This is a genomic window from Bacillus sp. FSL E2-8868 (genome assembly GCF_038005505.1).
Classification (GTDB): Bacteria; Bacillota; Bacilli; order Bacillales; family Bacillaceae_G; genus Bacillus_A; species Bacillus_A mycoides.
The window spans coordinates 637,489-660,542 of record NZ_JBBOTI010000003.1 but is presented as its reverse complement, the minus strand read 5'-3'; the positions used below and the strand labels follow the sequence as shown (position 1 = coordinate 660,542).

Sequence of the window (23,054 nt, the reverse complement as noted above, 5' to 3'; positions counted from 1 at the left end):
TAAACTACTTTATGAATTCTATATTATATTGCTATCTCTATAAAGAAAAGCCCGGCAACTGCCGAGCTTTTCTTTACTATAATACCATCACTTCTATTTCTTCTGAACATGAAGGAAACTTTCAGCAATTAGTAAATCCTCTGGAGTCGTCACTTTAATATTATAGTAACTCCCCTCTACTACGCCTACTCTCTTCCCTACACGTTCTACGAGACTTGCGTCATCTGTACCAAGAAAACAACTTTGCTTTGCACTTCTATGAGCTTCTAATAAAAGAGGAACAGAAAATCCTTGCGGTGTTTGAACCGCTTTAAGCTGAGAACGTTCTACCGTTTCAACAACAACACCCTGTTCTACTTTCTTAATGGTATCCTTCACTGGCACCGCACAAATGGAAGCACCATATTTCTCTGCTGCAGTTAATACATCTTGCATCATCTTATTCGTTACGAACGGGCGCGCACCATCGTGTACGAGAACATATTCAACACCACTCACATACTGAAGCGCATTATACACACTATCTTGTCTTTCGGCCCCGCCTTGAATAAATTGCACCTGCTTTTCAACCGGGTACTTCTGCATTAACTCCTCAAAATAAGGGCGTTCCTCTTCGTTAATTGCCATGATAATACGTTTACATGCTTTATCTTTTTCAAAAGCACGTAATGTATGCACAATGATAGGTACTCCATTTATAAGTAAGAACAACTTGTTTTTGCCAGCACCCATCCGTTTCCCTTGACCCGCTGCTGGAATAATTAACGTATACATATTAATAATCCTCTACTTATAATGCTTTTTCTAATAATTTACGTTTTGCGAAAATCATACGACCAGCCGATGTTTGCAACACACTTGTAACTAGTACATTAAGTTGCGAACCGACATATTCTCTACCGTCTTCTACTACAATCATCGTGCCATCATCTAAATATGCCACACCTTGATTTTGTTCTTTACCATCTTTCACAACATAAACACTTAATTCTTCGCCAGGGAGTACGACTGGTTTAATTGCATTTGCTAAATCGTTAATGTTTAATACTGTTACTCCTTGTAATTCAGAAACTTTGTTTAAGTTGAAATCATTTGTTACAACAGTTCCACCAGTGATTTTAGCTAACTTTACAAGCTTGCTATCCACCTCTTGGATATCCTCAAAATCGCCTTCATAAATTTCCACCGGAATTGGTAGCTCTTTTTGAATACGATTTAAAATGTCTAATCCTCTGCGACCACGATTACGCTTTAAAGCATCAGAAGAATCGGCAATATGCTGAAGCTCTTCTAATACGAATTGTGGAATCACAATTGTTCCTTCTAAAAACTTCGTTTGGCAAATATCCGCAATACGTCCATCAATAATTACACTTGTATCGAGAATTTTCCAATGAGTTGTAGATTTTTCTACCTCTACCTCTTCGTTCTCGCTATTGTTTTTCTTCTTACCTCCACGCTGGGGTAATGTAAATAATCCTAGCAATTCATTTCTCTTTTTAAATCCTACTTGGAATCCTAAATAACCAAGTAAAAGAGTAAAGAACACTTGTAATACTGTACTAATGACTGGAATCGTGAATTCACGAATTGGTATCAAAATTAAATATGCAACAATAAGACCAGAGATCAACCCTAATGTACCAAATAAAACATCCGCTACCGGTGCCTTTACAAGGGCTTCTTCGATATGTTTAATAAGTTGAACAATATAATCCACAAGCCAAAATGTTGTTAAAAATAAAATAATTGCACCAATAATTGCACGAACGTACGATCCCTCAAGCAAAGGAACAGCACCAACGTCCAATACATTAATAACTTTTGGGATTAGAAAAATCCCTAACGCTCCCCCGATCACTAAAAAGAAGAGCTGTACGATCCTTTTTAACATCCAACCACCTCCTACTCATTATTAACCATTGTTTTGCTAATCAAAACGCCGAATGCAAAAGCGGACGTGTTTTTTTGTAAATAGTTTTATTTACCAATATACCATATCATATAACAAAAATGTTCTAGTGTCGTTATATTATGGAATCAATGTAATATTCTTAATTGTGTCTACTCATATAGAGATGCTCTTGAATTCTTTTTAGGCCCTCTCGTATTTTCTTCGCCCTAACTTCCCCAATTCCTTCCACATCATCCAATTCATTAATAGTTGCACGACAAACACCTTGCAATGTTTTAAATCGATTAATTAAATTTTCAATGATAAGTGGTGGAACACGAGAAATTTTGCTTGCGATTCGGTATCCCCTCGGTGTCACACTTTCTTCTAAGCTCATTTGCCCTGGATAGCCGAGCAATTTAACTAAATCGCTATCCTCTAAAAGCTGTGTATTTGCAAGATCTTGTAACTTTTTCAAAATTTGATGGTGATCCTGCGTTTTTTCTTGATAATAATCCTTAATTAATAACGCTGCCTCTGCTTCTAAGTCGGCTAGTAATTCTGTAAGTTGTAAACGAATTAACCTTCCTTCCGTTCCTAACTCATGAATGTAGCTCACTATTTCATTTTTAATACGCAGTACCATTTCAACACTATGTAAAACGTGAACTACCTCGGACATTGTAACGACCTCTTCAAATTCTAGAATGCCCAAATTCGTAATCCCATCATTCCATACAGCTTTATATTTTTCTAACGTTTGAATAGCTTGGTTTGCCTTTGTTAAAATTACACCTATATCTTTTAGTGTATAACGTAAGTTCCCTTGATATAGTGTAATTACGTTACGTCTTTGTGAAATAGCCACAACAAGGCTAGCCGTCTGCTTTGCTACACGCTCTGCCGTTCGGTGACGCATACCTGTTTCAATAGAATCAATGGATGGATCTGGAACTAATTGTGCATTTGCAATTAAAATTTTGCTCCCAGTTTCATTTAAAATAAGTGCCCCATCCATTTTTGCTAATTCATATAAACTAGCCGGTGAGAATGCACAATTAATGTGAAATCCTCCATCAACAATACTTTTAATCTGCTCATTATACCCAAGAACAATTAGCCCTCCAGTTTGCGCACGAAGTACGTTATCTATCCCTTCGCGTAGTGGTGTTCCTGGGGCAACAAGCTGTAGAATATTAATCATACTTTTGACACGTTGCTTGTTTTCCTCCATAGCCTAGCCTCCTAATGTCAAACGAAGCGCTTCTCCTAAATTAGAAACACCTACTACCTCAATCCCATCTGGAATTGTCCATCCTCCCAAATTTTTTCTAGGAATAATAGCACGTTGAAATCCTAATTTCGCTGCTTCTTGTACACGTTGTTCAATTCTTGATACTCTTCTTATTTCTCCAGTTAGGCCTACTTCTCCTATTACCGCATCGGCTGGTGCAGTAGCTTTATCTCTGAAACTTGAAGCAATACTTAAGGCGACAGCTAAATCGATTGCTGGTTCATCTAATTTCAAGCCACCCGCAACTTTTAAATATGCGTCTTGATTTTGCAACAATAAACCTGTTCTTTTTTCTAGCACTGCCATAATAAGTGAAACGCGGTTATGATCAATTCCCGTCGCCATTCTTCGAGGATTTCCAAAACTAGTAGGGGAGATTAATGCTTGTATTTCTACTAAAACCGGTCTTGTTCCTTCCATTGAAGCAACCACTGTGGATCCTGCAACTCCAACTGGACGTTCCTCAAGGAAAATTTCAGAAGGATTTAGTACTTCTGCAAGGCCTAGTTCCTTCATTTCAAAGATACCCATTTCATTTGTGGAACCAAAACGGTTCTTCACAGCTCGCAAAATACGATATGTATGGTGACGATCTCCTTCAAAGTAAAGAACTGCATCAACCATATGTTCTAGCATACGTGGTCCTGCAATTGCCCCTTCTTTTGTCACATGTCCGACGATAAAAATAGGAATCCCTTTCGTCTTTGCAAGTTTCATTAATTCCGCTGTACATTCACGTACTTGTGTTACACTCCCTGGGGCTGACGTCACTTCAGGTAAATGTATCGTCTGGATGGAGTCAATAACAACAAAAGCTGGATTCATCTCTTCAATGTGCGCTGCAATTCTCTGTAAATCAGTCTCTGCTACAACAAATAGATTACTACCCTTTACATGCAAACGATCTGCACGAAGTTTGATCTGCTTTGCTGACTCCTCACCTGATATGTATAGTACATCATATAAAGAATCTGCTAATTGCGATGAAATTTGTAATAACAATGTTGATTTCCCAATCCCAGGGTCTCCACCAATAAGTACTAAAGATCCATCTACAATCCCGCCACCAAGTACACGGTTAAACTCTTGAAATTTCGTTTCAATACGCGCCTCAGACTTTGTTTCTACCTCTGTTAAGCGTCTTGGTTTTGTTACTTCTGATTGAATTGCATTGGCATAATTAAGGCGTCTTGATGATACAACTGGTTCCATCTCTTCAACAAGCGTATTCCATTGACCACATCCAGGACATTTCCCCATATATTTTGGCGACTGATAACCACATTCTTGACATGTAAATTTTGTTTTCTTTTTAGCCATATCTTTTATAGTTCACTTCACTTTCATCTACAAACGTTTATCCTTCTCGTACAAGAAAGAGGGCTATCGCGTAGCCCTCTTTGTTTGTCTATACTTATTTTACCTTTTCCGCACTATGAATGACAAATGATTCTCCTTCTATATCAAAGATAACTTTTTGTCCTTTCTCAATAGCACCTTTTAACAGTTCTTCTGATAGTCTATCTTCTACATGTTTTTGAATTGCTCTACGAAGCGGACGAGCACCGTACTCTCGATCAAATCCTTTATCAGCAATTGCTGAAATTGCTCCTTCTGTTAAGTGCAATTCAATCTCTTGTTCTTTTAAGCGTTTCACTAACTGATTCACCATAAGAGTTACAATTTCTTGAATATGTTTTTTCTCAAGCATATGGAACACGATAATTTCATCAATACGGTTTAAGAATTCTGGACGAAATGCTTTTTTCAATTCATCCATTACTTTACCTTTCATATCTGAATAATCGCGGCTCTCATCTTGTACGTTAAATCCAAGATGTTTATTACGTTTTAATGCGTCTGCACCAACATTAGACGTCATAATAACAATTGTATTACGGAAATCAACTGTACGTCCTTTAGAATCTGTTAAACGGCCATCTTCTAATACTTGTAGTAAAATATTAAACACATCAGGATGAGCTTTCTCTACTTCATCTAATAAGACAACTGAATATGGCTTACGACGAACTTTCTCTGTTAATTGTCCACCTTCTTCATATCCAACATATCCTGGAGGAGATCCAACTAAACGAGAAGTAGAATGCTTTTCCATGTACTCAGACATATCGATGCGGATCATTGCATCCTCATCACCGAACATAGATTCTGCTAATGCCCTTGCTAGTTCTGTTTTACCTACACCAGTAGGTCCTAGGAAAATAAATGAGCCAATTGGACGTTTCGGATCTTTTAATCCCGCTCTCGCACGACGAACAGCTTTTGCCACAGCTACAACTGCTTCATCCTGCCCAATTAAACGATCATGTAAAATTGATTCCAAGTTTAATAATTTATCTGTCTCTGTTTGTGCAAGTTTAGAAACTGGAATACGTGTCCATGTGGAAACGACATTTGCAATATCTTCTACTGTTACTTCTGAGTTTTCTTGTCCTTGTTTCTCTTTCCACTGACGCTTTGTATCTTCTAACTTTTCACGTAAACGTTGTTCCATATCACGTAAGGAAGCAGCTTTTTCAAATTCTTGGCTTTGTACAGCTGCATCTTTTTCTTTTCTAATTTCCTCAAGCTTCACTTCAAGCTCTTTTAAGTTTGGCGGTGTTGTATAAGAACGTAAGCGCACTTTTGATGCAGCCTCATCAATTAAATCGATTGCTTTATCAGGTAAAAAACGGTCTGTAATGTAACGATCTGAAAGTTTTACAGCCGCATCGATTGCATCATCTGTAATAGATACGCGGTGATGCGCCTCATAACGGTCACGTAAACCTTTTAAAATTTGAACTGATTCTTCTAAGTTTGGTTCATCAACATGAATTGGTTGGAAACGTCTTTCTAATGCCGCATCCTTTTCAATATATTTACGATATTCGTCTAAAGTTGTTGCACCAATACATTGTAATTCACCACGTGCTAAAGATGGTTTTAAAATATTCGATGCATCAATTGCACCTTCCGCCCCGCCTGCACCAATTAACGTATGAAGCTCATCAATAAATAGAATGATGTTACCAGCTTGGCGAATCTCATCCATCACTTTCTTTAAACGATCCTCAAATTCACCACGATATTTTGTTCCAGCAACAACTGTACCCATATCTAATGTCATAACACGCTTATCTCTTAAAGTTTCAGGAACTTCATTATTTACAATTTGCTGTGCTAATCCTTCCGCAATTGCTGTCTTACCTACACCAGGTTCTCCAATTAATACTGGATTGTTTTTTGTTCTACGGCTTAACACTTCAATTACACGTTGAATTTCTTTACTACGTCCAATAACAGGATCTAAACGATTTTCACGTGCAACAACTGTTAAATCACGTGCTAGACTGTCAAGTGTAGGTGTATTCGCATTTGTTGATGAACCACCCTGGTGACCTGAACTAGCTTCATTACTTCCAAGGAGTTGCAACACTTGTTGTCTTGCTTTATTTAGGCTTACACCTAAATTATTTAAAACGCGTGCTGCTACACCTTCACCTTCACGGATTAAACCAAGTAAAATATGTTCTGTTCCAACGTAGGAATGGCCTAGCTTACGAGCTTCGTCCATAGACAACTCAATAACTTTTTTAGCACGAGGTGTGTAATGTACTGTTTGAGAAGCTTCTGTTCCACGTCCAATTAATGCTTCTACCTCTTTTTGAACTTTCTCTGGACTTAATCCAAGAGCAATTAACGCTTTTGCTGCAATTCCTTCACCTTCGCGTACAAGCCCAAGTAAAATATGTTCTGTTCCAATATTATTATGCCCAATGCGAATTGCTTCCTCTTGAGATAAAGCTAATACTTTCTGTGCTCGTTCTGTAAATCTTCCAAACATCATAGAAATCGCCTCCTACTTGCGCTTAATTTTGTTCAATTCGTAATCGCTCACGGATTAAGGTTGCTCTTCGATAATCTCTTTCTTCTGGTCCTAAAGGTCCTCCTGCATATTGTTGCAAAATGCCTGGCTGAGTAAGAACCATTAACTCAGTTAAAATATTTCTCGATATACCTTGTATATATCCTAAGTCAATACCAAGCCGTACATCTGATAAGCAAGTGGCTGCTTCTGCAGATTGAATTAAACGACTGTTAGCTAGTATTCCGTAAGAACGATATACTTTATCTTCAAGCTCAATGCTTGAATTTTGTACAATTAATTCTCTAGCCGTTTTTTCTTGATGGATGATTTGTTGAATGACACTCTTTAAATCTGCAATAATATCTTCTTCTGATTTCCCTAGTGTCATTTGATTTGACACTTGAAATATATTACCTAACGCTTCGCTACCTTCACCGTATATTCCTCTTACTACTAACCCTAATTTTTGAATTACTTGTATAATACGGTTAATTCTTTTCGTTAAAACCAGTCCCGGCAAATGAATCATTACCGAAGCCCTTAATCCTGTACCGACGTTAGTGGGGCAACTCGTAATATATCCAAGCGATTCATCAAAAGCATATTCAACCTGCTCCTCGATCCAATTATCTATTTGATTGGCACTTTGAAGCGCCTCTGATAACTGTAAACCTGAAAATAGGCACTGAATCCTAACATGATCCTCTTCATTAAGCATGATACTTATATGTTCACTTTCTGATAGTAGGCATGCTCCGTATTCTGTTCCTGCAAGATTTGGACTAATTAAATGCTTCTCAACTAAAACTCTCCTTTGAAGAGGATTTAATTCATTCATTTTTAATAGTTCAAACTCCCCAAAAGGTTCTACAGGTTTTTTTATAAACTTCTTCTTAAATAACTCATGAATCTGCTTAGCTTCTTCCTCGTTTTGCATAGTAGAGAATTGATATTTTTTAAAATTACGAGCCAAACGAATTCGACTACTTAAAACAATATCAGAATCAGGGCCATCTCCCTTCATCCATGGACTAATCGCTTCATTCATGATTCTGTCCAGTGACATAGAACTATTCCCCCTCTCTATGCTCACTAAGCTGATTTACAAGACCTCGAATTTTATCTCGTACTTCAGCCGCTTTCTCAAATTCCTCTTTCTGTACATATTGTTTCAGATTGAGTTTTAGTTCATCTAATTCTTTCTTTAAGTAGATATTTCCTTCTATACGTTCAGGAATTTTTCCACAATGATCCGTATGCCCACCGTGAAGACGTTTTAACAATGGTTTTAAGTGCCCCTTAAATGTATCGTAACAAGAAGCACATCCAAAGCGTCCCACTTTTGTAAATTGTTCATATGTCATCTTACAATTCGGACATCTTGATATATTTGTATTTGAAAATGCATCTTGCCCTTCTTCAAACATTGCCGGTTCACTATGCAATAATCCGGCTAATAGGTCATGGAATGAAAAATTAGACTGCGGTGATTGAAAGAAAGACGTATAGCCACTTTGTTCTGCACATTGCTCGCAAAGATGAACTTCCGCCTTTTTTCCGTTGATTACTTTTGTATAATGTAAAGTTGCTGGTCTTATATTACAGTTTTGACAAGTCATCGCTATCCCCCACCTTTACAACAGGAACGATCTATCTCATGATACTTTTCATACATTACTAGATTGTTCTCTTTCCTTAATCCATTTAGTAAAAGCACATGTCATCTTTCAAAATCCCTACAATATTAAACTGCATTATCTTAGCTATCATTCTTAACAAAAGTTATATTTATTTATATTTCAGTGTTCTTAACATTGCGCATAATATTCGAGCCCTAAGTTCATCTCGAGAAGGAACATCCATTAATAATACAGAACGATCTAGTACGCTTAACATAAGTTTAGCTTCACGATTTGTTATAATACCCTCTTCTATTAAACGTATAATCATGCTTTCTGCATTTCCTTGTGCAACGCTATGATCAATCATATGAAGCATTTGATCAATAATGTCTATATCATCATGCAGTTTGACTTTTATAATGCGAATGTAACCTCCTCCACCTCGTTTACTTTCTACTACGAATCCTCTTTCTAACGTAAAACGGGTATTGATTACATAGTTGATTTGAGACGGCACACAATCGAATCGATCAGCGACCTCATTCCTCTTGATTTCAATCGCATTATTATTGCTTAAGTCAATAACTTGCTTTAGATATTTCTCAATGATATCAGATATATTTCTCATTTATCCGCCACCTTTATTGACTTTGACTATCTTTGACTTTAATTATATACGTATTAAAAAAATTTGCAACTCTTTTGCTTATTCACTATCCTAGCCACATTTCCCTGTCTTTAATCAAAAGGACGATTCTTTAAGTAAAGATTTTTTAAATTACTATGAATTGTAAAAAGAAACACGAAAAAACACAAGTCAAAAGACTTGTGTTTTTATTTTGCTTGGCGACGTCCTACTCTCACAGGGACAAGGTCCCAACTACCATCGGCGCTAGAGAGCTTAACTTCCGTGTTCGGTATGGGAACGGGTGTGACCTCTCTGCCATCATCACCAAACTGATGAAGGTATATTCCTTCAAAACTAGATAACATTGCTTCATATTATATGGTTAAGTCCTCGATCTATTAGTATTCGTCAGCTCCATGTCACCATGCTTCCACCTCGAACCTATCAACCTGATCATCTTTCAGGGATCTTGCTAGCTTGCGCTTCTTAAAATCTCATCTTGAGGGGCTTCATGCTTAGATGCTTTCAGCACTTATCCCTTCCGCACATAGCTACCCAGCTATGCCCTTGGCAGAACAACTGTGGTACCAGCGGTGCGTCCATCCGGTCCTCTCGTACTAAAGGACAGCTCCTCTCAATTCCTGCGCCCGACGGATAGGGACCGAACTGTCTCACGACGTTCTGAACCCAGCTCGCGTACCGCTTTAATGGGCGAACAGCCCAACCCTTGGGACCGACTACAGCCCCAGGATGCGATGAGCCGACATCGAGGTGCCAAACCTCCCCGTCGATGTGGACTCTTGGGGGAGATAAGCCTGTTATCCCCGGGGTAGCTTTTATCCGTTGAGCGATGGTACCTTCCATGCGGAACCACCGGATCACTAAGCCCGACTTTCGTCCTATGCTCGACTTGTAGGTCCGCAGTCAAGCTCCCTTATGCCTTTGCACTCTACGAATGATTTCCAACCATTCTGAGGGAACCTTTGGGCGCCTCCGTTACACTTTAAGGAGGCGACCGCCCCAGTCAAACTGCCCACCTGACACTGTCTCCGGGTCGATAAGACGCCCGTAGGTTAGAATTTCAATACAGTCGGGGCGGTATCCCACCAGCGCCTCCACCGAAGCTAGCGCTCCGGTTTCAATGGCTCCCGCCTATCCTGTACAAACTGTACCAAAATTCAATATCAGGCTACAGTAAAAATGCGAGGGTCTTTTCCGTCCTGTCGCGGGTAACCTGCATCTTCACAGGTACTATAATTTCACCGAGTCTCTGGTTGAGACGAATTACCCAAATCGTTACACCTTTCATTTGCGGGTCGGAACTTACCCGACAAGGAATTTCGCTACCTTAGGACCGTTATAGTTACGGTAACCGTTTACTGGGGCTTCAGTTCAGAGCTTCGCTTACGCTAACCCCCTCTCCTTAACCTTCCAGCACTGGGCAGGTGTCAGGCCCCTATACTTCGCCTTACGGCTTCATGAAGACCTGTGTTTTTGCTAAACAGTCGCTTGAGGCCCTTATTCGCTGCGGCTTTCCGTTAAGAAAGCACCCCTTCTCCCGAAGTTACGAGATTCATTTTGCCGAGTTCCTTATGCGGTTCTCTCGCACACCTTAGGATTCTCTCCTCGCCTACCTGTGTCGGTTTGCGGTACAGGCACCTTTTATCTCGCTAGAAGCTTTTCTTGGCAGCGGGGAATCAAAAGGCTTCGCTCCATAAGGAGCTTCCCCATCACAGCTCAGCCTTCACGATAAGCGGATTTGCCTACTTATCAGCCTAACTGCTTGGACGTGCACAACCATCTCGCACGCTTCTTCTATCCTTCTGCGTCCCTCCATTGCTCAAACGATAAAGAATTGATGCAGGAATATCAACCTGTTGTCCATCGCCTACGCCTGTCGAGCGCTCGGCTTGGGTCTGACTAACCCTGAGCGGACGAGCCTTCCTCAGGAAACCTTAGGCATTCGGTGGACGGGATTCCTGCCCGTCTTTCGCTACTCATACCGGCATTCTCACTTCTAAGCGCTCCACCAGTCCTTCCGGTCTGACTTCACTGCACTTAGAACGCTCCCCTACCACTGATACCGGTGGTATCAATTCGCAGCTTCGGTGGTGTATTTAGCCCCGGTACATTTTCGGCATGAAGTCACTCGACTAGTGAGCTATTACGCACTCTTTAAATGGTGGCTGCTTCTGAGCCAACATCCTAGTTGTCTAAGCAACTCCACATCCTTTCCCACTTAATACACACTTTGGGACCTTAGCTGGCGATCTGGGCTGTTTCCCTCTTGACTACGGATCTTATCACTCATGATCCCCGAAGCTCTAAGGATAAGTCATTGGCATTCGGAGTTTGACTGAATTCAGTAATCCGATGAGGACCCCTAGTTCAATCAGTGCTCTACACCTCCAAGACTCTTACACTTAAGGCTAGCCCTAAAGCTATTTCAGGGGAGAACCAGCTATCTCAGGTTCGATTGGAATTTCTCACTACACCTCATCCCCGCACTTTTCAACGTGCGTGGGTTCAGCCTCCATTCAGTGTTACCTGAACTTCACCCTGGACATGGGTAGATCACCTGGTTTCGGGTCTACGACCACGTACTAAACGCCCTATTCAGACTCGCTTTCGCTGCAGCTCCGCCTCTTCAGCTTAACCTCGCACGGGATCGTAACTCGCCGGTTCATTCTCTGCAAAGGCACGCCATCACCCATTAACGGGCTCTGACTATTTGTAGGCACGGTTTCAGGATCTCTTTCCTCCCCTTCCGGGGTGCTTTTCACCTTTCCCTCACAGTACTGATTCACTATCGATCACTAGGGAGTATTTAGCCTTGGGTGATAGTCCCTCCCAGATTCCGACGGAATTTCACGTGTTCCGCCGTACTCAGGATACATTCAAGAGAGAACGAAGTTTCGACTACGGAGTTATTACCCTCTGTGACGGACCTTTCCAGGTCGCTTCGTCTACCTCGTTCCTTTGTAACTCCGTATAGAATGTCCTACAACCCCAAGAGGCAAGTTGCCTCTTGGTTTGAGCTAGATTCCGTTTCGCTCGCCGCTATAGAAATCGCATTTGCTTTCTCTTCCTCCAAGTACTTAGATGTTTCAGTTCCTGGGTCTGTCTTCCATACCCTATGTATTCAGGTAAGGATACCATACCATTACGTATAGTGGGTTTCCCCATTCGGAAATCTTCGGATCAAAGCTTGCTTACGGCTCACGAGCATATCGGCGTTAGTCCCGTCTTCATCGACTCCTAGTGTCAAGGCATCCACCGTGCGCCCTTTCTAACTTAACCAAACTAAAATTAAAAAAATATGAGCTACACTGTTATCTAGTTTTTCAAAGAACATACATTTAAACTTGAGAGATAGTTCTCTCAAAACTAGACGAAACAAAACAAGTCAACGTTTATTGATGAACTGCGTTCATCAATTCTCCATAGAAAGGAGGTGATCCAGCCGCACCTTCGATACGGCTACCTTGTTACGACTTCACCCCAATCATCTGTCCCACCTTAGGCGGCTGGCTCCATAAGAGTTACCCCACCGACTTCGGGTGTTACAAACTCATTGGTGTGACGGGCGGTGTGTACAGAGTAAGGAACGTATTCACCGCGGCATGCTGATCCGCGATTACTGGCGATTCCAGCTTCATGTAGGCGAGTTACAGCCTGCAATCCGGGCAACTGAGAACGGTTTTATGAGATTAGCTCCACCTCGCGGTCTTGCAGCTCTTTGTACCGTCCATTGTAGCACGTGTGTAGCCCAGGTCATAAGGGGCATGATGATTTGACGTCATCCCCACCTTCCTCCGGTTTGTCACCGGCAGTCACCTTAGAGTGCCCAACTTAATGATGGCAACTAAGATCAAGGGTTGCGCTCGTTGCGGGACTTAACCCAACATCTCACGACACGAGCTGACGACAACCATGCACCACCTGTCACTCTGCTCCCGAAGGAGCTCTATCTCTAGAGTTTTCAGAGGATGTCAAGACCTGGTGAGTTCTTCGCGTTGCTTCGAATTAAACCACATGCTCCACCGCTTGTGCGGGCCACCCGTCAATTCCTTTGAGTTTCGGCCTTGCGGTAAGTACTCCCCAGGCGGAGTGCTTAATGCGTTAACTTCAGCACTAAGGCGGAAACCCTCTAACACTTAGCACTCATCGTTTACGGCGTGGACTACCAGGGTATCTAATCCTGTTTGCTCCCCACGCTTTCGCGCCTCAGTGTCAGTTACAGACCAGAAAGTCGCCTTCGCCACTGGTGTTCCTCCATATCTCTACGCATTTCACCGCTACACATGGAGATTCCACTTTCCTCTTCTGCACTCAAGTCTCCCGTTTCAATGACCCTCCACGGTTGAGCCGTCAGGCTTTCACATCAGACTTAAGAAACCACCTGCGCGCGCTTTACGCCCAATAATTCCGGATAACGCTTGCCACCTACGTATTACCGCGGCTGCTGGCGTAGTTAGCCGTGGCTTTCTGGTTGAGTACCGTCAAGGTGCCAGCTTATTCAACTAGCACTTGTTCTTCCCTAACAACAGGTTTTACGACCCGAAAGCCTTCATCACTCACGCGGCGTTGCTCCGTCAGACTTTCGTCCATTGCGGAAGATTCCCTACTGCTGCCTCCCGTAAAGTCACAAGTGGTATCTGCTCCAGTCCCAGTGTGGCCGATCACCCTCTCAGGTCGGCTACGCATCGTCGCCTTGGTGAGCCGTTACCTCACCAACTGGCTAATGCGACGCGGGTCCCATCCGCCAGTAGCAATGAAACACCGCCTTTCAATTTCGAACTATGCAGTTCAAAATATTATCCGGTATTAGCCCCGGTTTCCCGGAGTTATCCCAGTCTTATGGGTAGGTTACCCGTGTTACTCACTTACCCGTCCGCCGCTAACTTCATAGAGCAAGCTCTTAATCCATTCGCTCGACTTGCATGTATTAGGCACGCCGCCAGCGTTCATCCTGAGCCAGGATCAAACTCTCCAATAAAGTTAGTTTGTCTAGCATCTAAAAATAAAAATTGACGTTTACGTTGTTTGTTTCGTTCAGTTTCAAAGAACTTTTTTGGTGGAGCCTAGCGGGATCGAACCGCTGACCTCCTGCGTGCAAGGCAGGCGCTCTCCCAGCTGAGCTAAAAATGCAAACAAGTATCAAGGAAGACAGGATTTGAACCTGCGACCCCCTGGTCCCCAAACCAGGTGCTCTACCAAGCTGAGCCACTTCCCGAAAACGCGCCCGAGAGGAGTCAGACCCCTAACCTCTTGATCCGTAGTCAAACGCTCTATCCAATTGAGCTACGGGCGCATATGGTGCCGAGCGGGGGTCAGACGCACGGTGGTCACCCACCGCAGGATTTTAAGTCCTGTGCGTCTGCCTGTTCCGCCACCCCGGCATGTCATACTAAAAATTGGAGCGGAAGACGGGATTCGAACCCGCGACCCCAACCTTGGCAGGTTGTATTCTACCGAACTACTTCCGCAAGACATGTTTGAGTTATTTTATTAAAAGTGCGGGTGAGAGGGGATCGAACCCCCACGCCAAAGGCGCTAGATCCTAAGTCTAGTGCGTCTGCCAATTCCGCCACACATATTTCATTAAAATGGTGAGCCATGAAGGATTCGAACCTTCGACCCTCTGATTAAAAGTCAGATGCTCTACCAACTGAGCTAATGGCTCTTGCAATAAAAACTGGTGCCGACTAGAGGACTTGAACCCCCCAACCTACTGATTGCAAGTCAGTTGCTCTACCAATTGAGCTAAGTCGGCTAAATGAGTGGAGGATAACGGGATCGAACCGCGCCGACCCCTGGCTTGTAAGGCAGGTGCTCTCCCAACTGAGCTAATCCTCCGAATTGCCTGGCAACGTCCTACTCTCACAGGGACAAGGTCCCAACTACCATCGGCGCTGAAAGGCTTAACTTCCGTGTTCGGTATGGGAACAGGTGTGGTATCTCTGCCATCATTACCAGACTGTATTCATTTAAGACAAGAATTATTATAACTTATTTACTTTTGAAAGTCAATAAGTTTTTTATATTCTTTCAAAACTAGATAACAGCGCTTCATATTATATGGTTAAGTCCTCGATCTATTAGTATTCGTCAGCTCCACATGTCACCATGCTTCCACCTCGAACCTATCAACCTGATCATCTTTCAGGGATCTTGCTAGCTTACGCTGGCAAAATCTCATCTTGAGGGGGGCTTCATGCTTAGATGCTTTCAGCACTTATCCCTTCCGCATAGCTGCCCAGCTATGCCCTTGGCAGAACAACTGGTACACCAGCGGTGCGTCCATCCCGGTCCTCGTACGCAAGGACAGCTCCTCTCAAATTTCCTGCGCCCACGACGGATAGGGACCGAACTGTCTCACGACGTTCTGAACCCAGCTCGCGTACCGCTTTAATGGGCGAACAGCCCGGCCCTTGGGACCGACTGTAAGCCCCAGGATGCGATGAGCCGACATCGAGGTGCCGACCTCCCCGTCGATGTGGACTCTTGGGGGAGATAAGCCTGTTATCCCCGGGGTAGCTTTTATCCGTTGAGCGATGGGCCACTTCCATGCGGAACCACCGGATCACTAAGCCCGACTTTCGTCTACTCGACTTGTAGGTCTCGCAGTCAAGCTCCCTTATGCCTTTGCACTCTACGAATGATTTCAACCATTCTGAGGGAACCTTTGGGCGCCTCCGTTACACTTTAGGAGGCGACCGCAGTCAAACTGCCCACCTGACACTGTCTCCCGGGTCGATAAGACCCGTAGGTTAGGAATTTCAATACAGTCAGGGCGGTATCCCACCAGCGCCTCCACCGAAGCTAGCGCTCCGGTTTCAATAGCTCCCGCCTATCATAACGCAAACTGTGCAAAATTCAATATCAGGCTACAGTAAAGCTCCACGGGGTCTTTCCGTCCTGTCGCGGGTAACCTGCATCTTCACAGGTACTATAATTTCACCGAGTCTCTGGTTGAGACAGTACCCAAATCGTTACACCTTTCGTGCGGGTCGGAACTTACCCGACAATTTCGCTACCTTAGGACCGTTATAGTTACGGCCGCCGTTTACTGGGGCTTCAGTTCAGAGCTTCGCTTACGCTAACCCCTCTCCTTAACCTTCCAGCACCGGGCAGGTGTCAGCTATACTTCGCGCCACGGCTTCGCAGGAGCCTGTGTTTTTGCTAAACAGTCGCTTAGGCTATTCGCGGCTTTCCGTTAAGAAAGCACCCCTTCTCCCCGAAGTTACGGGGTCATTTTGCCGAGTTCCTTAACCAGAGTTCTCTCGCACACCTTAGGATTCTCTCCTCGCCTACCTGTGTCGGTTTGCGGTACAGGCACACTTTATCTCGCTAAGAAGCTTTTCTTGGCAGCGGGGAATCAAAGACTTCGCTCCATAAGGAACTTCCCCCATCACAAACTCAGCCTTCACGATAAGCGGATTTGCCTACTTATCAGCGGCCTAACTGCTTGGACGTGCACAACCAATCGCACGCTTCTTCTATCCTTCTGCGTCCCTCCATTGCTCAAACGATAAAGAGGTGGTACAGGAATATCAACCTGTTGTCCATCGCCTACGCCTGTCGTATCGGCTTAGGTCCTGACTAACCCTGAGCGGACGAGCCTTCCTCGGAAACCTTAGGCATTCGGTGGACGGGATTCTCACCCGTCTTTCGCTACTCATACCGGCATTCTCACTTCTAAGCGCTCCACCAGTCCTTCCGGTCTGACTTCACTGCCATAGAACGCTCCCCTACCACTGATACCATTGGTATCAATTCGCAACTTCGGTGGTGTATTTAGCCCCGGTACATTTTCGGCGCGAAGTCACTCGACTAGTGAGAGCTATTACGCACTCTTTAAATGGTGGCTGCTTCTGAGCCAGCATCCTAGTTGTCTAAGCAACTCCGCATCCTTTTCCACTTAATACACACTTTGGGACCTTAGCTGGCGATCTGGGCTGTTTCCCTCTTCTTCTAGGATCTTATCACTCGCAGTCTGGCTCTAAGGATAAGTCATTGGCATTCGGAGTTTGACTGAATTCAGTAATCCGATGAGGACCCCTAGTTCAATCAGTGCTCTACCTCAAGACTCTTACACTTAAGGCTAGCCCCACAAGCTATTTCGGGGAGAACCAGCTATCTCCAGGTTCGATTGGAATTTCTCCGCTACCCACACCTCATCCCCGCACTTTTCAACGTGCGTGGGTTCGTACTCCATTCAGTGTTACCTGAACTTCACCCTGGACATGGGTAGATCACCTGGTTTCAGGTCTACGACCACGTACCTAAACGCCCTATTCAGACTCGCTTTCGCTGCGGCTCACGCCTCTTCAGCTTAACCTCGCACGGGATCGTAACTCGCCGGTTCATTCTACAAAGGCACGCCATCACCCATTAACGGGCTCTGACTATTTGTAGGCACACGGTTTCAGGATCTCTTTCACTCCTTCCGGGGTGCTTTTCACCTTTCCCTCACGGTACTGGTTCACTATCGATCACTAGGGAGTATTTAGCCTTGGGAGATGGTCCTCCCAGATTCCGACGGAATTTCGCGTGTTCCGCCGTACTCAGGATACATTCAAGAGAGAACGAAGTTTCGACTACACGGGGGTTATTACCCTCTGTGACGGACCTTTCAAGGTCGCTTCGTCTACCTCGTTCCTTTGTAACTCCGTATAGAATGTCTACAACCCCAAGAGGCAAGCCTCTTGGTTTGGGCTAGATTCCGTTTCGCTCGCCGCTTCTCAGGAAATCGCATTTGCTTTCTCTTCCTCCAGGTACTTAGATGTTTCAGTTCCCTGGGTCTGTCTTCCATACCCTATGTATTCGAGTAAGGATACCATACCATTACGTATAGTGGGTTTCCCCATTCGGAAATCTTCGGATCAAGCTTGCTTACGGCTCCCCGAAGCATATCGGCGTTAGTCCCGTCCTTCATCGACTCCTAGTGTCAAGGCATCCACCGTGCGCCCTTTCTAACTTAACCAAACTAAAATTAAAAAAATAGAGCTACACTGTTATCTAGTTTTCAAGAACATACATTTAAACTTGAGAGATAGTTCTCTCAAAACTGAACGAAACAAAACAAGTCAACGTTTATTGATGAACTGCGTTCATCAATTCTCAACAAAGGAGGTGATCGCTTCCCGCACCTTCCGATACGGCTACCTTGTTACGACTTCACCCCAATCATCTGTCCCACCTTAGGTTGGCTGGCTCCATAAAGAGTTGCCCACCGACTTCAGGTGTTACAAACTCTCGTGGTGTGACGGGCGGTGTGTACAAGGCCGGGAACGTATTCACCGCGGCATGCTGATCCGCGATTACTAGCGATTCCAGCTTCATGTAGGCGAGTTGCAGCCTACAATCCGAACTGAGAACGGTTTTATGAGATTAGCTCCACCTCGCGGTCTTGCAGCTCTTTGTACCGTCCATTGTAGCACATTAGTAGCCCAGGTCATAAGGGGCATGATGATTTGACGTCATCCCCACCTTCCTCCGGTTTGTCACCCGGCAGTCACCTTAGAGTGCCCAACTTAATGATGGCAACTAAGATCAAGGGTTGCGCTCGTTGCGGGACTTAACCCAACATCTCACGACACGAGCTGACGACAACCATGCACCACCTGTCCTCTGCTCCCGAAGGAGAAGCTCTATCTCTAGAGTTTTCAGAGGATGTCAAGACCTGGTAAGGTTCTTCGCGTTGCTTCGAATTAAACCACATGCTCCACGCTTGTGCGGGCCCCCGTCAATTCCTTTGAGTTTCAGCCTTGCGGCCGTACTCCCCAGGCAGTGCTTAATGCGTTAACTTCAGCACTAGGGGCGAGCCCTCTAACACTTAGCACTCATCGTTTACGGCGTGGACTACCAGGAGTATCTAATCCTGTTTGCTCCCCACGCTTTCGCGCCTCAGTGTCAGTTACAGACCAGAAAGTCGCCTTCGCCACTGGTGTTCCTCCATATCTCTACGCATTTCACCGCTACGCCCAGGAATTCCACTTTCCTCTTCTGCACTCAAGTCTCCCAGTTTCCAATGACCCTCCACGGTTGAGCCGTGGGCTTTCACATCGGACTTGAAACCACCTGCGCGCGCTTTACGCCCAATAATTTCCGGATAACGCTTGCCACCTACGTATTACCGCGGCTGCTGGCACGTGGTTAGCCGTGGCTTTCTGGTTAGGTACCGTCAGGTGCCAACATTCAACTAGCACTTGTTCTTCCCTAACAACGAGTTTTACGACCCCGAAAGCCTTCATCACTCACGCGGCGTTGCTCCGTCAGACTTTCGCGTCCATTGCGGAAGATTCCCTACTGCTGCCTCCGTAGGAGTCTGGTAAGTGTCTCAGTCAGTGTGTGGAAATCCACCCTCTCCAGGTCGGCTACACATCGTCGCCTTGAGCCGTTACCTCACCAACTAGCTAATGCGACATGAGTCCATCCATAAGTGACAGCCGAAGCCGCCTTTCAATTTCGAACTATGCAGTTCCAAATATTATCCGGTATTAGCCCCGGTTTCCCCGAGTTATCCCAGTCTTATGGGTAGGTTACCCACGTGTTACTCACCCGTCCGCCGCTAGCTTCATAAGAGCAAGCTCTTAATCCATTCGCTCGACTTGCATGTATTAGGCACGCCGCCAGCATTCATCTGAGCCAGGATCAAACTCTCCAATAAAGTTAGTTTGTCTAGCATCTAAAAATAAAAATTGACACGTTTACGTTGTTTGTTTCGTTCAGTTTTCAAAGAACTACTTAGTCGCTCATTTGCGACTTCCTTATGTTAACATCTTCATTTTTCGATGTCAACTAAGTTTTTCAATTTCTTTTTTTTCGTTTTCTGCGTTTCCGCATCAGCGACGGTTATTAATATATCATGTAGAAAAATGAAATGCAATAGTTTTTCTAATAAAATTTTTAACTTAGTAAAAAAGCATAAAAACAGCAACTTTCTTCTATATAAGTATAGTTTTTTAATCTTGCATCCACTTAACGAGCAATAATCTCGCTTTCCTTTTAATAGAAGGTTTCTCTCCCCTCAAATAAAGAAATAAAAAAAGCTTTGGAGAAATCTCCAAAGCTTAGTCTTGTTTATGGCGCATAGCTGGGAATAATAGTACGTCACGAATAGATGGTGCGTTTGTTAATAACATAACAAGACGATCAATACCGATTCCTAACCCACCCGTAGGAGGCATACCGTACTCAAGAGCTTCGATATAATCATCATCCATCATGTGAGCTTCGTCATTACCTTGCTCGCGCTCTTTTAGTTGAGCTTCAAAACGTTCTTTTTGATCGATTGGATCATTTAACTCAGTGAATGCATTTGCATGTTCACGCGCAACGATAAATAACTCGAAACGATCTGTGAATCGTGGATCTTCGTCATTCTTTTTCGCAAGTGGCGAAATTTCTACCGGATGACCGTAAATAAATGTTGGTTGGATTAATTTATCTTCTACTTTTTGTTCGAAGAACTCATTAATAATATGACCAACTTCCATTGTATTCTTAATTTCCACATTATGTTCTTTTGCAAGTTCACGCGCTTCTTCTACACTCATTGGATTCCAGAAATCTGCTCCAGAGTGTTGCTTAATTGCATCTACCATATGAAGACGTGTCCATTCTGGCTCTAGATTAATTTCATAATCACCATATTGGATTGTTGTTGTACCCAATACTTTTTTCGCGATATGAGCAACCATATTTTCTGTTAGTTTCATAATATCATTATAATCAGCGTACGCTTCATATAATTCAATCATCGTAAACTCAGGGTTATGACGAGTTGATACACCCTCATTACGGAATACACGGCCGATCTCATAAACCTTTTCTAATCCACCCACAATAAGACGTTTTAAATGAAGTTCAATTGCGATACGCATATATAATTCCATATCTAACGCATTATGGTGTGTAGTGAAAGGACGAGCAGACGCTCCACCTGCAATCGCGTGCATCATAGGCGTTTCCACTTCAAGATAACCGTTGTCATCTAAATATCTTCTCATTTCACGAATGATTTTACTACGGGTAACGAACGTTTCACGGCTTTCCATACTTGTAATTAAGTCCAAGTAACGTTGACGATAGCGTTGTTCAACATCTTTTAATCCATGGTATTTATCCGGTAATGGACGAAGGGATTTCGTTAAAAGTGTAAATCCTATTGCTTTTACTGAAAGTTCTCCAACGTTTGTTTTGAACACTTTACCTTCAATACCTACTAAGTCACCTAAATCTGCTGTCGTAAATAACTCGTACTCTTCATCTCCAACAGTATCTTTACGAACATAAATTTGAACTTGCCCCTGTAAATCTTGAATATGCGCAAATCCCGCTTTTCCTTTACCGCGTTTTGTCATAATACGACCAGCGATAGAAACAGTGATTTCTTTCTCTTCTAATTCCTCTTTAGAGAATTCTCCATATAGACTTACTAAGTCAGTTGTTGAATTTGTGCGTTCAAATCGTTTACCGAACGGATCGATTCCTTGCTCACGTAAATTATGTAGCTTTTCACGACGAACAAGCAATTGGTCGTTTAATTCTTCGTGGTTCATGTTATCCATGATATTAATATCACTCCAGCTCTATTAATTTTTACAATATATACAGTATAGCATTTTCTACTCAACTAGAAAAACTGCCAGCAACTAACTGGCAGTTCTTCTTTCTTTCACGTAATTATAGGAAGTGTATAGAAGAATGTCAATCTCCTATGCCCCCTTATTAACCAACATAAATTGTTTGTTGTTTCGCTTCTACTTCTTCTACAAATGCACCTAATACATTCGCAAGGTCTTCACGTGTGTCGCAAGTATTGATACCATTACGCACACTCGCATTACCACGAACACCTTTTAAATACCAAGCTGCATGCTTTCTCATCTCTCTTACGGCAACATTTTCGTTCTTTAAATCGATAAGACGATCTAGATGCAACATACATACATCAATTTTCTCACGCACTGTTGGTTCCGGCATTAACTCACCTGTCTCTAAATACTTTACCGTACGATAAATCATCCACGGATCTCCAAGAGCAGCGCGACCAATCATAACACCATCTACACCAATTTCATCAAGCATACGCTTTGCATCTTGTGGTGTTTCGACATCACCATTTCCGATAACCGGAATATTTACAGCCTGCTTTACTTGTTTAATAATATTCCAATCCGCTTTACCTTCATACATTTGCACTCGTGTACGCCCATGAACAGCTATCGCTTGTCCACCAGCACGCTCAACAGCTCTAGCATTTTCTATTGCGAAAATATGTTCTTCATCCCAACCAATACGCATTTTAACTGTAACTGGCTTTTCAACAGCATCTACAACCGCCGCTACCATCTCATATATTTTATTTGGGTCTAAAAGCCACTTTGCTCCTGCATCACACTTAGTGATTTTCGGTACTGGGCACCCCATATTAATATCAATAATGTCTGCTGTCGTATATTTATCTACGTATTTCGCAGCATCTACAAGAGTTTCTTTCTCTCCACCAAAAATTTGTAAACTTAATGGCTTTTCTCTCTCATCGATATATAACATATCTAATGTTCTTTTGTTATTAAGTAATATTGCCTTATCACTTACCATTTCAGCACAAACTAAACCTGCACCAAATTCTTTTACCGTCAAACGGAATGCAGAGTTACACACTCCCGCCATCGGTGCTAGTACAACTGGATTTTTCATCTCAATATTTGCAATCTTTAACACCCGACTTA

General features: G+C 43.3%; 10 protein-coding genes, 7 tRNA genes and 6 rRNA genes. All 23 read right to left on the bottom strand.

The features are described 5' to 3' along the window. Positions 1-93 precede the first annotated feature (93 nt). The 23 genes from ispD to dusB all read right to left on the bottom strand — a co-directional run bounded on the left by ispD (position 94) and on the right by dusB (position 23,046). On the bottom strand, positions 94-774 hold the full coding sequence (gene ispD / locus NSS74_RS24430) for a 2-C-methyl-D-erythritol 4-phosphate cytidylyltransferase (RefSeq protein ID WP_061689411.1): 681 nt from the start codon (positions 772-774) through the stop codon (positions 94-96). A gap of 16 nt (positions 775-790) precedes the next feature. Continuing rightward, positions 791-1,894, bottom strand: a complete 1,104-nt coding sequence (locus NSS74_RS24425; RefSeq protein WP_002063406.1) for a PIN/TRAM domain-containing protein — start codon at positions 1,892-1,894, stop codon at positions 791-793. Between the two features lie 160 nt (positions 1,895-2,054). Further along, positions 2,055-3,128: a DNA integrity scanning diadenylate cyclase DisA gene (gene disA / locus NSS74_RS24420; RefSeq protein WP_000392162.1), complete on the bottom strand. Its 1,074-nt coding sequence runs from the start codon at positions 3,126-3,128 to the stop codon at positions 2,055-2,057. Between the two features lie 3 nt (positions 3,129-3,131). Continuing rightward, on the bottom strand, positions 3,132-4,508 hold the full coding sequence (gene radA / locus NSS74_RS24415) for a DNA repair protein RadA (RefSeq protein ID WP_002169331.1): 1,377 nt from the start codon (positions 4,506-4,508) through the stop codon (positions 3,132-3,134). Positions 4,509-4,602: 94 nt separating this feature from the next. Continuing rightward, a complete protein-coding gene (gene clpC, locus NSS74_RS24410; protein WP_002009819.1) occupies positions 4,603-7,038 on the bottom strand; it encodes an ATP-dependent protease ATP-binding subunit ClpC in 2,436 nt (811 codons plus the stop codon). 22 nt (positions 7,039-7,060) lie between these two features. Further along, positions 7,061-8,125, bottom strand: coding sequence for a protein arginine kinase (locus tag NSS74_RS24405; protein WP_002169332.1), 1,065 nt, complete (start codon positions 8,123-8,125; stop codon positions 7,061-7,063). A gap of 4 nt (positions 8,126-8,129) precedes the next feature. Next, the gene (locus NSS74_RS24400) at positions 8,130-8,678 is read right to left on the bottom strand and encodes a UvrB/UvrC motif-containing protein (RefSeq protein ID WP_002009823.1); all 549 of its coding nucleotides are present in this window, start codon (positions 8,676-8,678) and stop codon (positions 8,130-8,132) included. 169 nt (positions 8,679-8,847) lie between these two features. Then, positions 8,848-9,309 carry a transcriptional regulator CtsR gene (ctsR, locus tag NSS74_RS24395; protein WP_002029353.1) on the bottom strand — a complete coding sequence of 154 codons (462 nt, stop codon included), beginning with the start codon at positions 9,307-9,309 and terminating at the stop codon, positions 8,848-8,850. Positions 9,310-9,522: 213 nt separating this feature from the next. Beyond that, positions 9,523-9,638: ribosomal RNA gene (gene rrf / locus NSS74_RS24390) — 5S ribosomal RNA — on the bottom strand. A gap of 49 nt (positions 9,639-9,687) precedes the next feature. Then, positions 9,688-12,609: ribosomal RNA gene (locus tag NSS74_RS24385) — 23S ribosomal RNA — on the bottom strand. Positions 12,610-12,756: 147 nt separating this feature from the next. Then, positions 12,757-14,308 (bottom strand): 16S ribosomal RNA (locus tag NSS74_RS24380). Positions 14,309-14,470: 162 nt separating this feature from the next. Further along, a tRNA-Pro gene (locus NSS74_RS24375) sits at positions 14,471-14,545 on the bottom strand. Positions 14,546-14,549: 4 nt separating this feature from the next. Then, a tRNA-Arg gene (locus tag NSS74_RS24370) sits at positions 14,550-14,623 on the bottom strand. A gap of 3 nt (positions 14,624-14,626) precedes the next feature. Further along, positions 14,627-14,711 (bottom strand) — tRNA-Leu (locus NSS74_RS24365). Positions 14,712-14,727: 16 nt separating this feature from the next. Then, positions 14,728-14,798, bottom strand: a tRNA-OTHER gene (locus NSS74_RS24360). A gap of 121 nt (positions 14,799-14,919) precedes the next feature. Further along, positions 14,920-14,995: transfer RNA gene (locus NSS74_RS24355), tRNA-Lys, on the bottom strand. A gap of 13 nt (positions 14,996-15,008) precedes the next feature. Continuing rightward, a tRNA-Ala gene (locus NSS74_RS24350) sits at positions 15,009-15,085 on the bottom strand. Positions 15,086-15,093: 8 nt separating this feature from the next. Then, positions 15,094-15,168: transfer RNA gene (locus NSS74_RS24345), tRNA-Val, on the bottom strand. A gap of 5 nt (positions 15,169-15,173) precedes the next feature. Beyond that, positions 15,174-15,289 (bottom strand): 5S ribosomal RNA (rrf, locus tag NSS74_RS24340). Between the two features lie 101 nt (positions 15,290-15,390). Then, a 23S ribosomal RNA gene (locus NSS74_RS24335) occupies positions 15,391-18,298 on the bottom strand. 142 nt (positions 18,299-18,440) lie between these two features. Then, positions 18,441-19,984 (bottom strand): 16S ribosomal RNA (locus NSS74_RS24330). Together the 16S, 23S and 5S rRNA genes with 7 tRNA genes alongside form the textbook arrangement of a ribosomal RNA operon. A 403-nt stretch (positions 19,985-20,387) precedes the next feature. After that, the gene (gene lysS / locus NSS74_RS24325; protein ID WP_002009709.1) at positions 20,388-21,887 is read right to left on the bottom strand and encodes a lysine--tRNA ligase; all 1,500 of its coding nucleotides are present in this window, start codon (positions 21,885-21,887) and stop codon (positions 20,388-20,390) included. Positions 21,888-22,047: 160 nt separating this feature from the next. Further along, the gene (dusB, locus tag NSS74_RS24320) at positions 22,048-23,046 is read right to left on the bottom strand and encodes a tRNA dihydrouridine synthase DusB (RefSeq protein WP_002009708.1); all 999 of its coding nucleotides are present in this window, start codon (positions 23,044-23,046) and stop codon (positions 22,048-22,050) included. Positions 23,047-23,054: the final 8 nt, after the last annotated feature.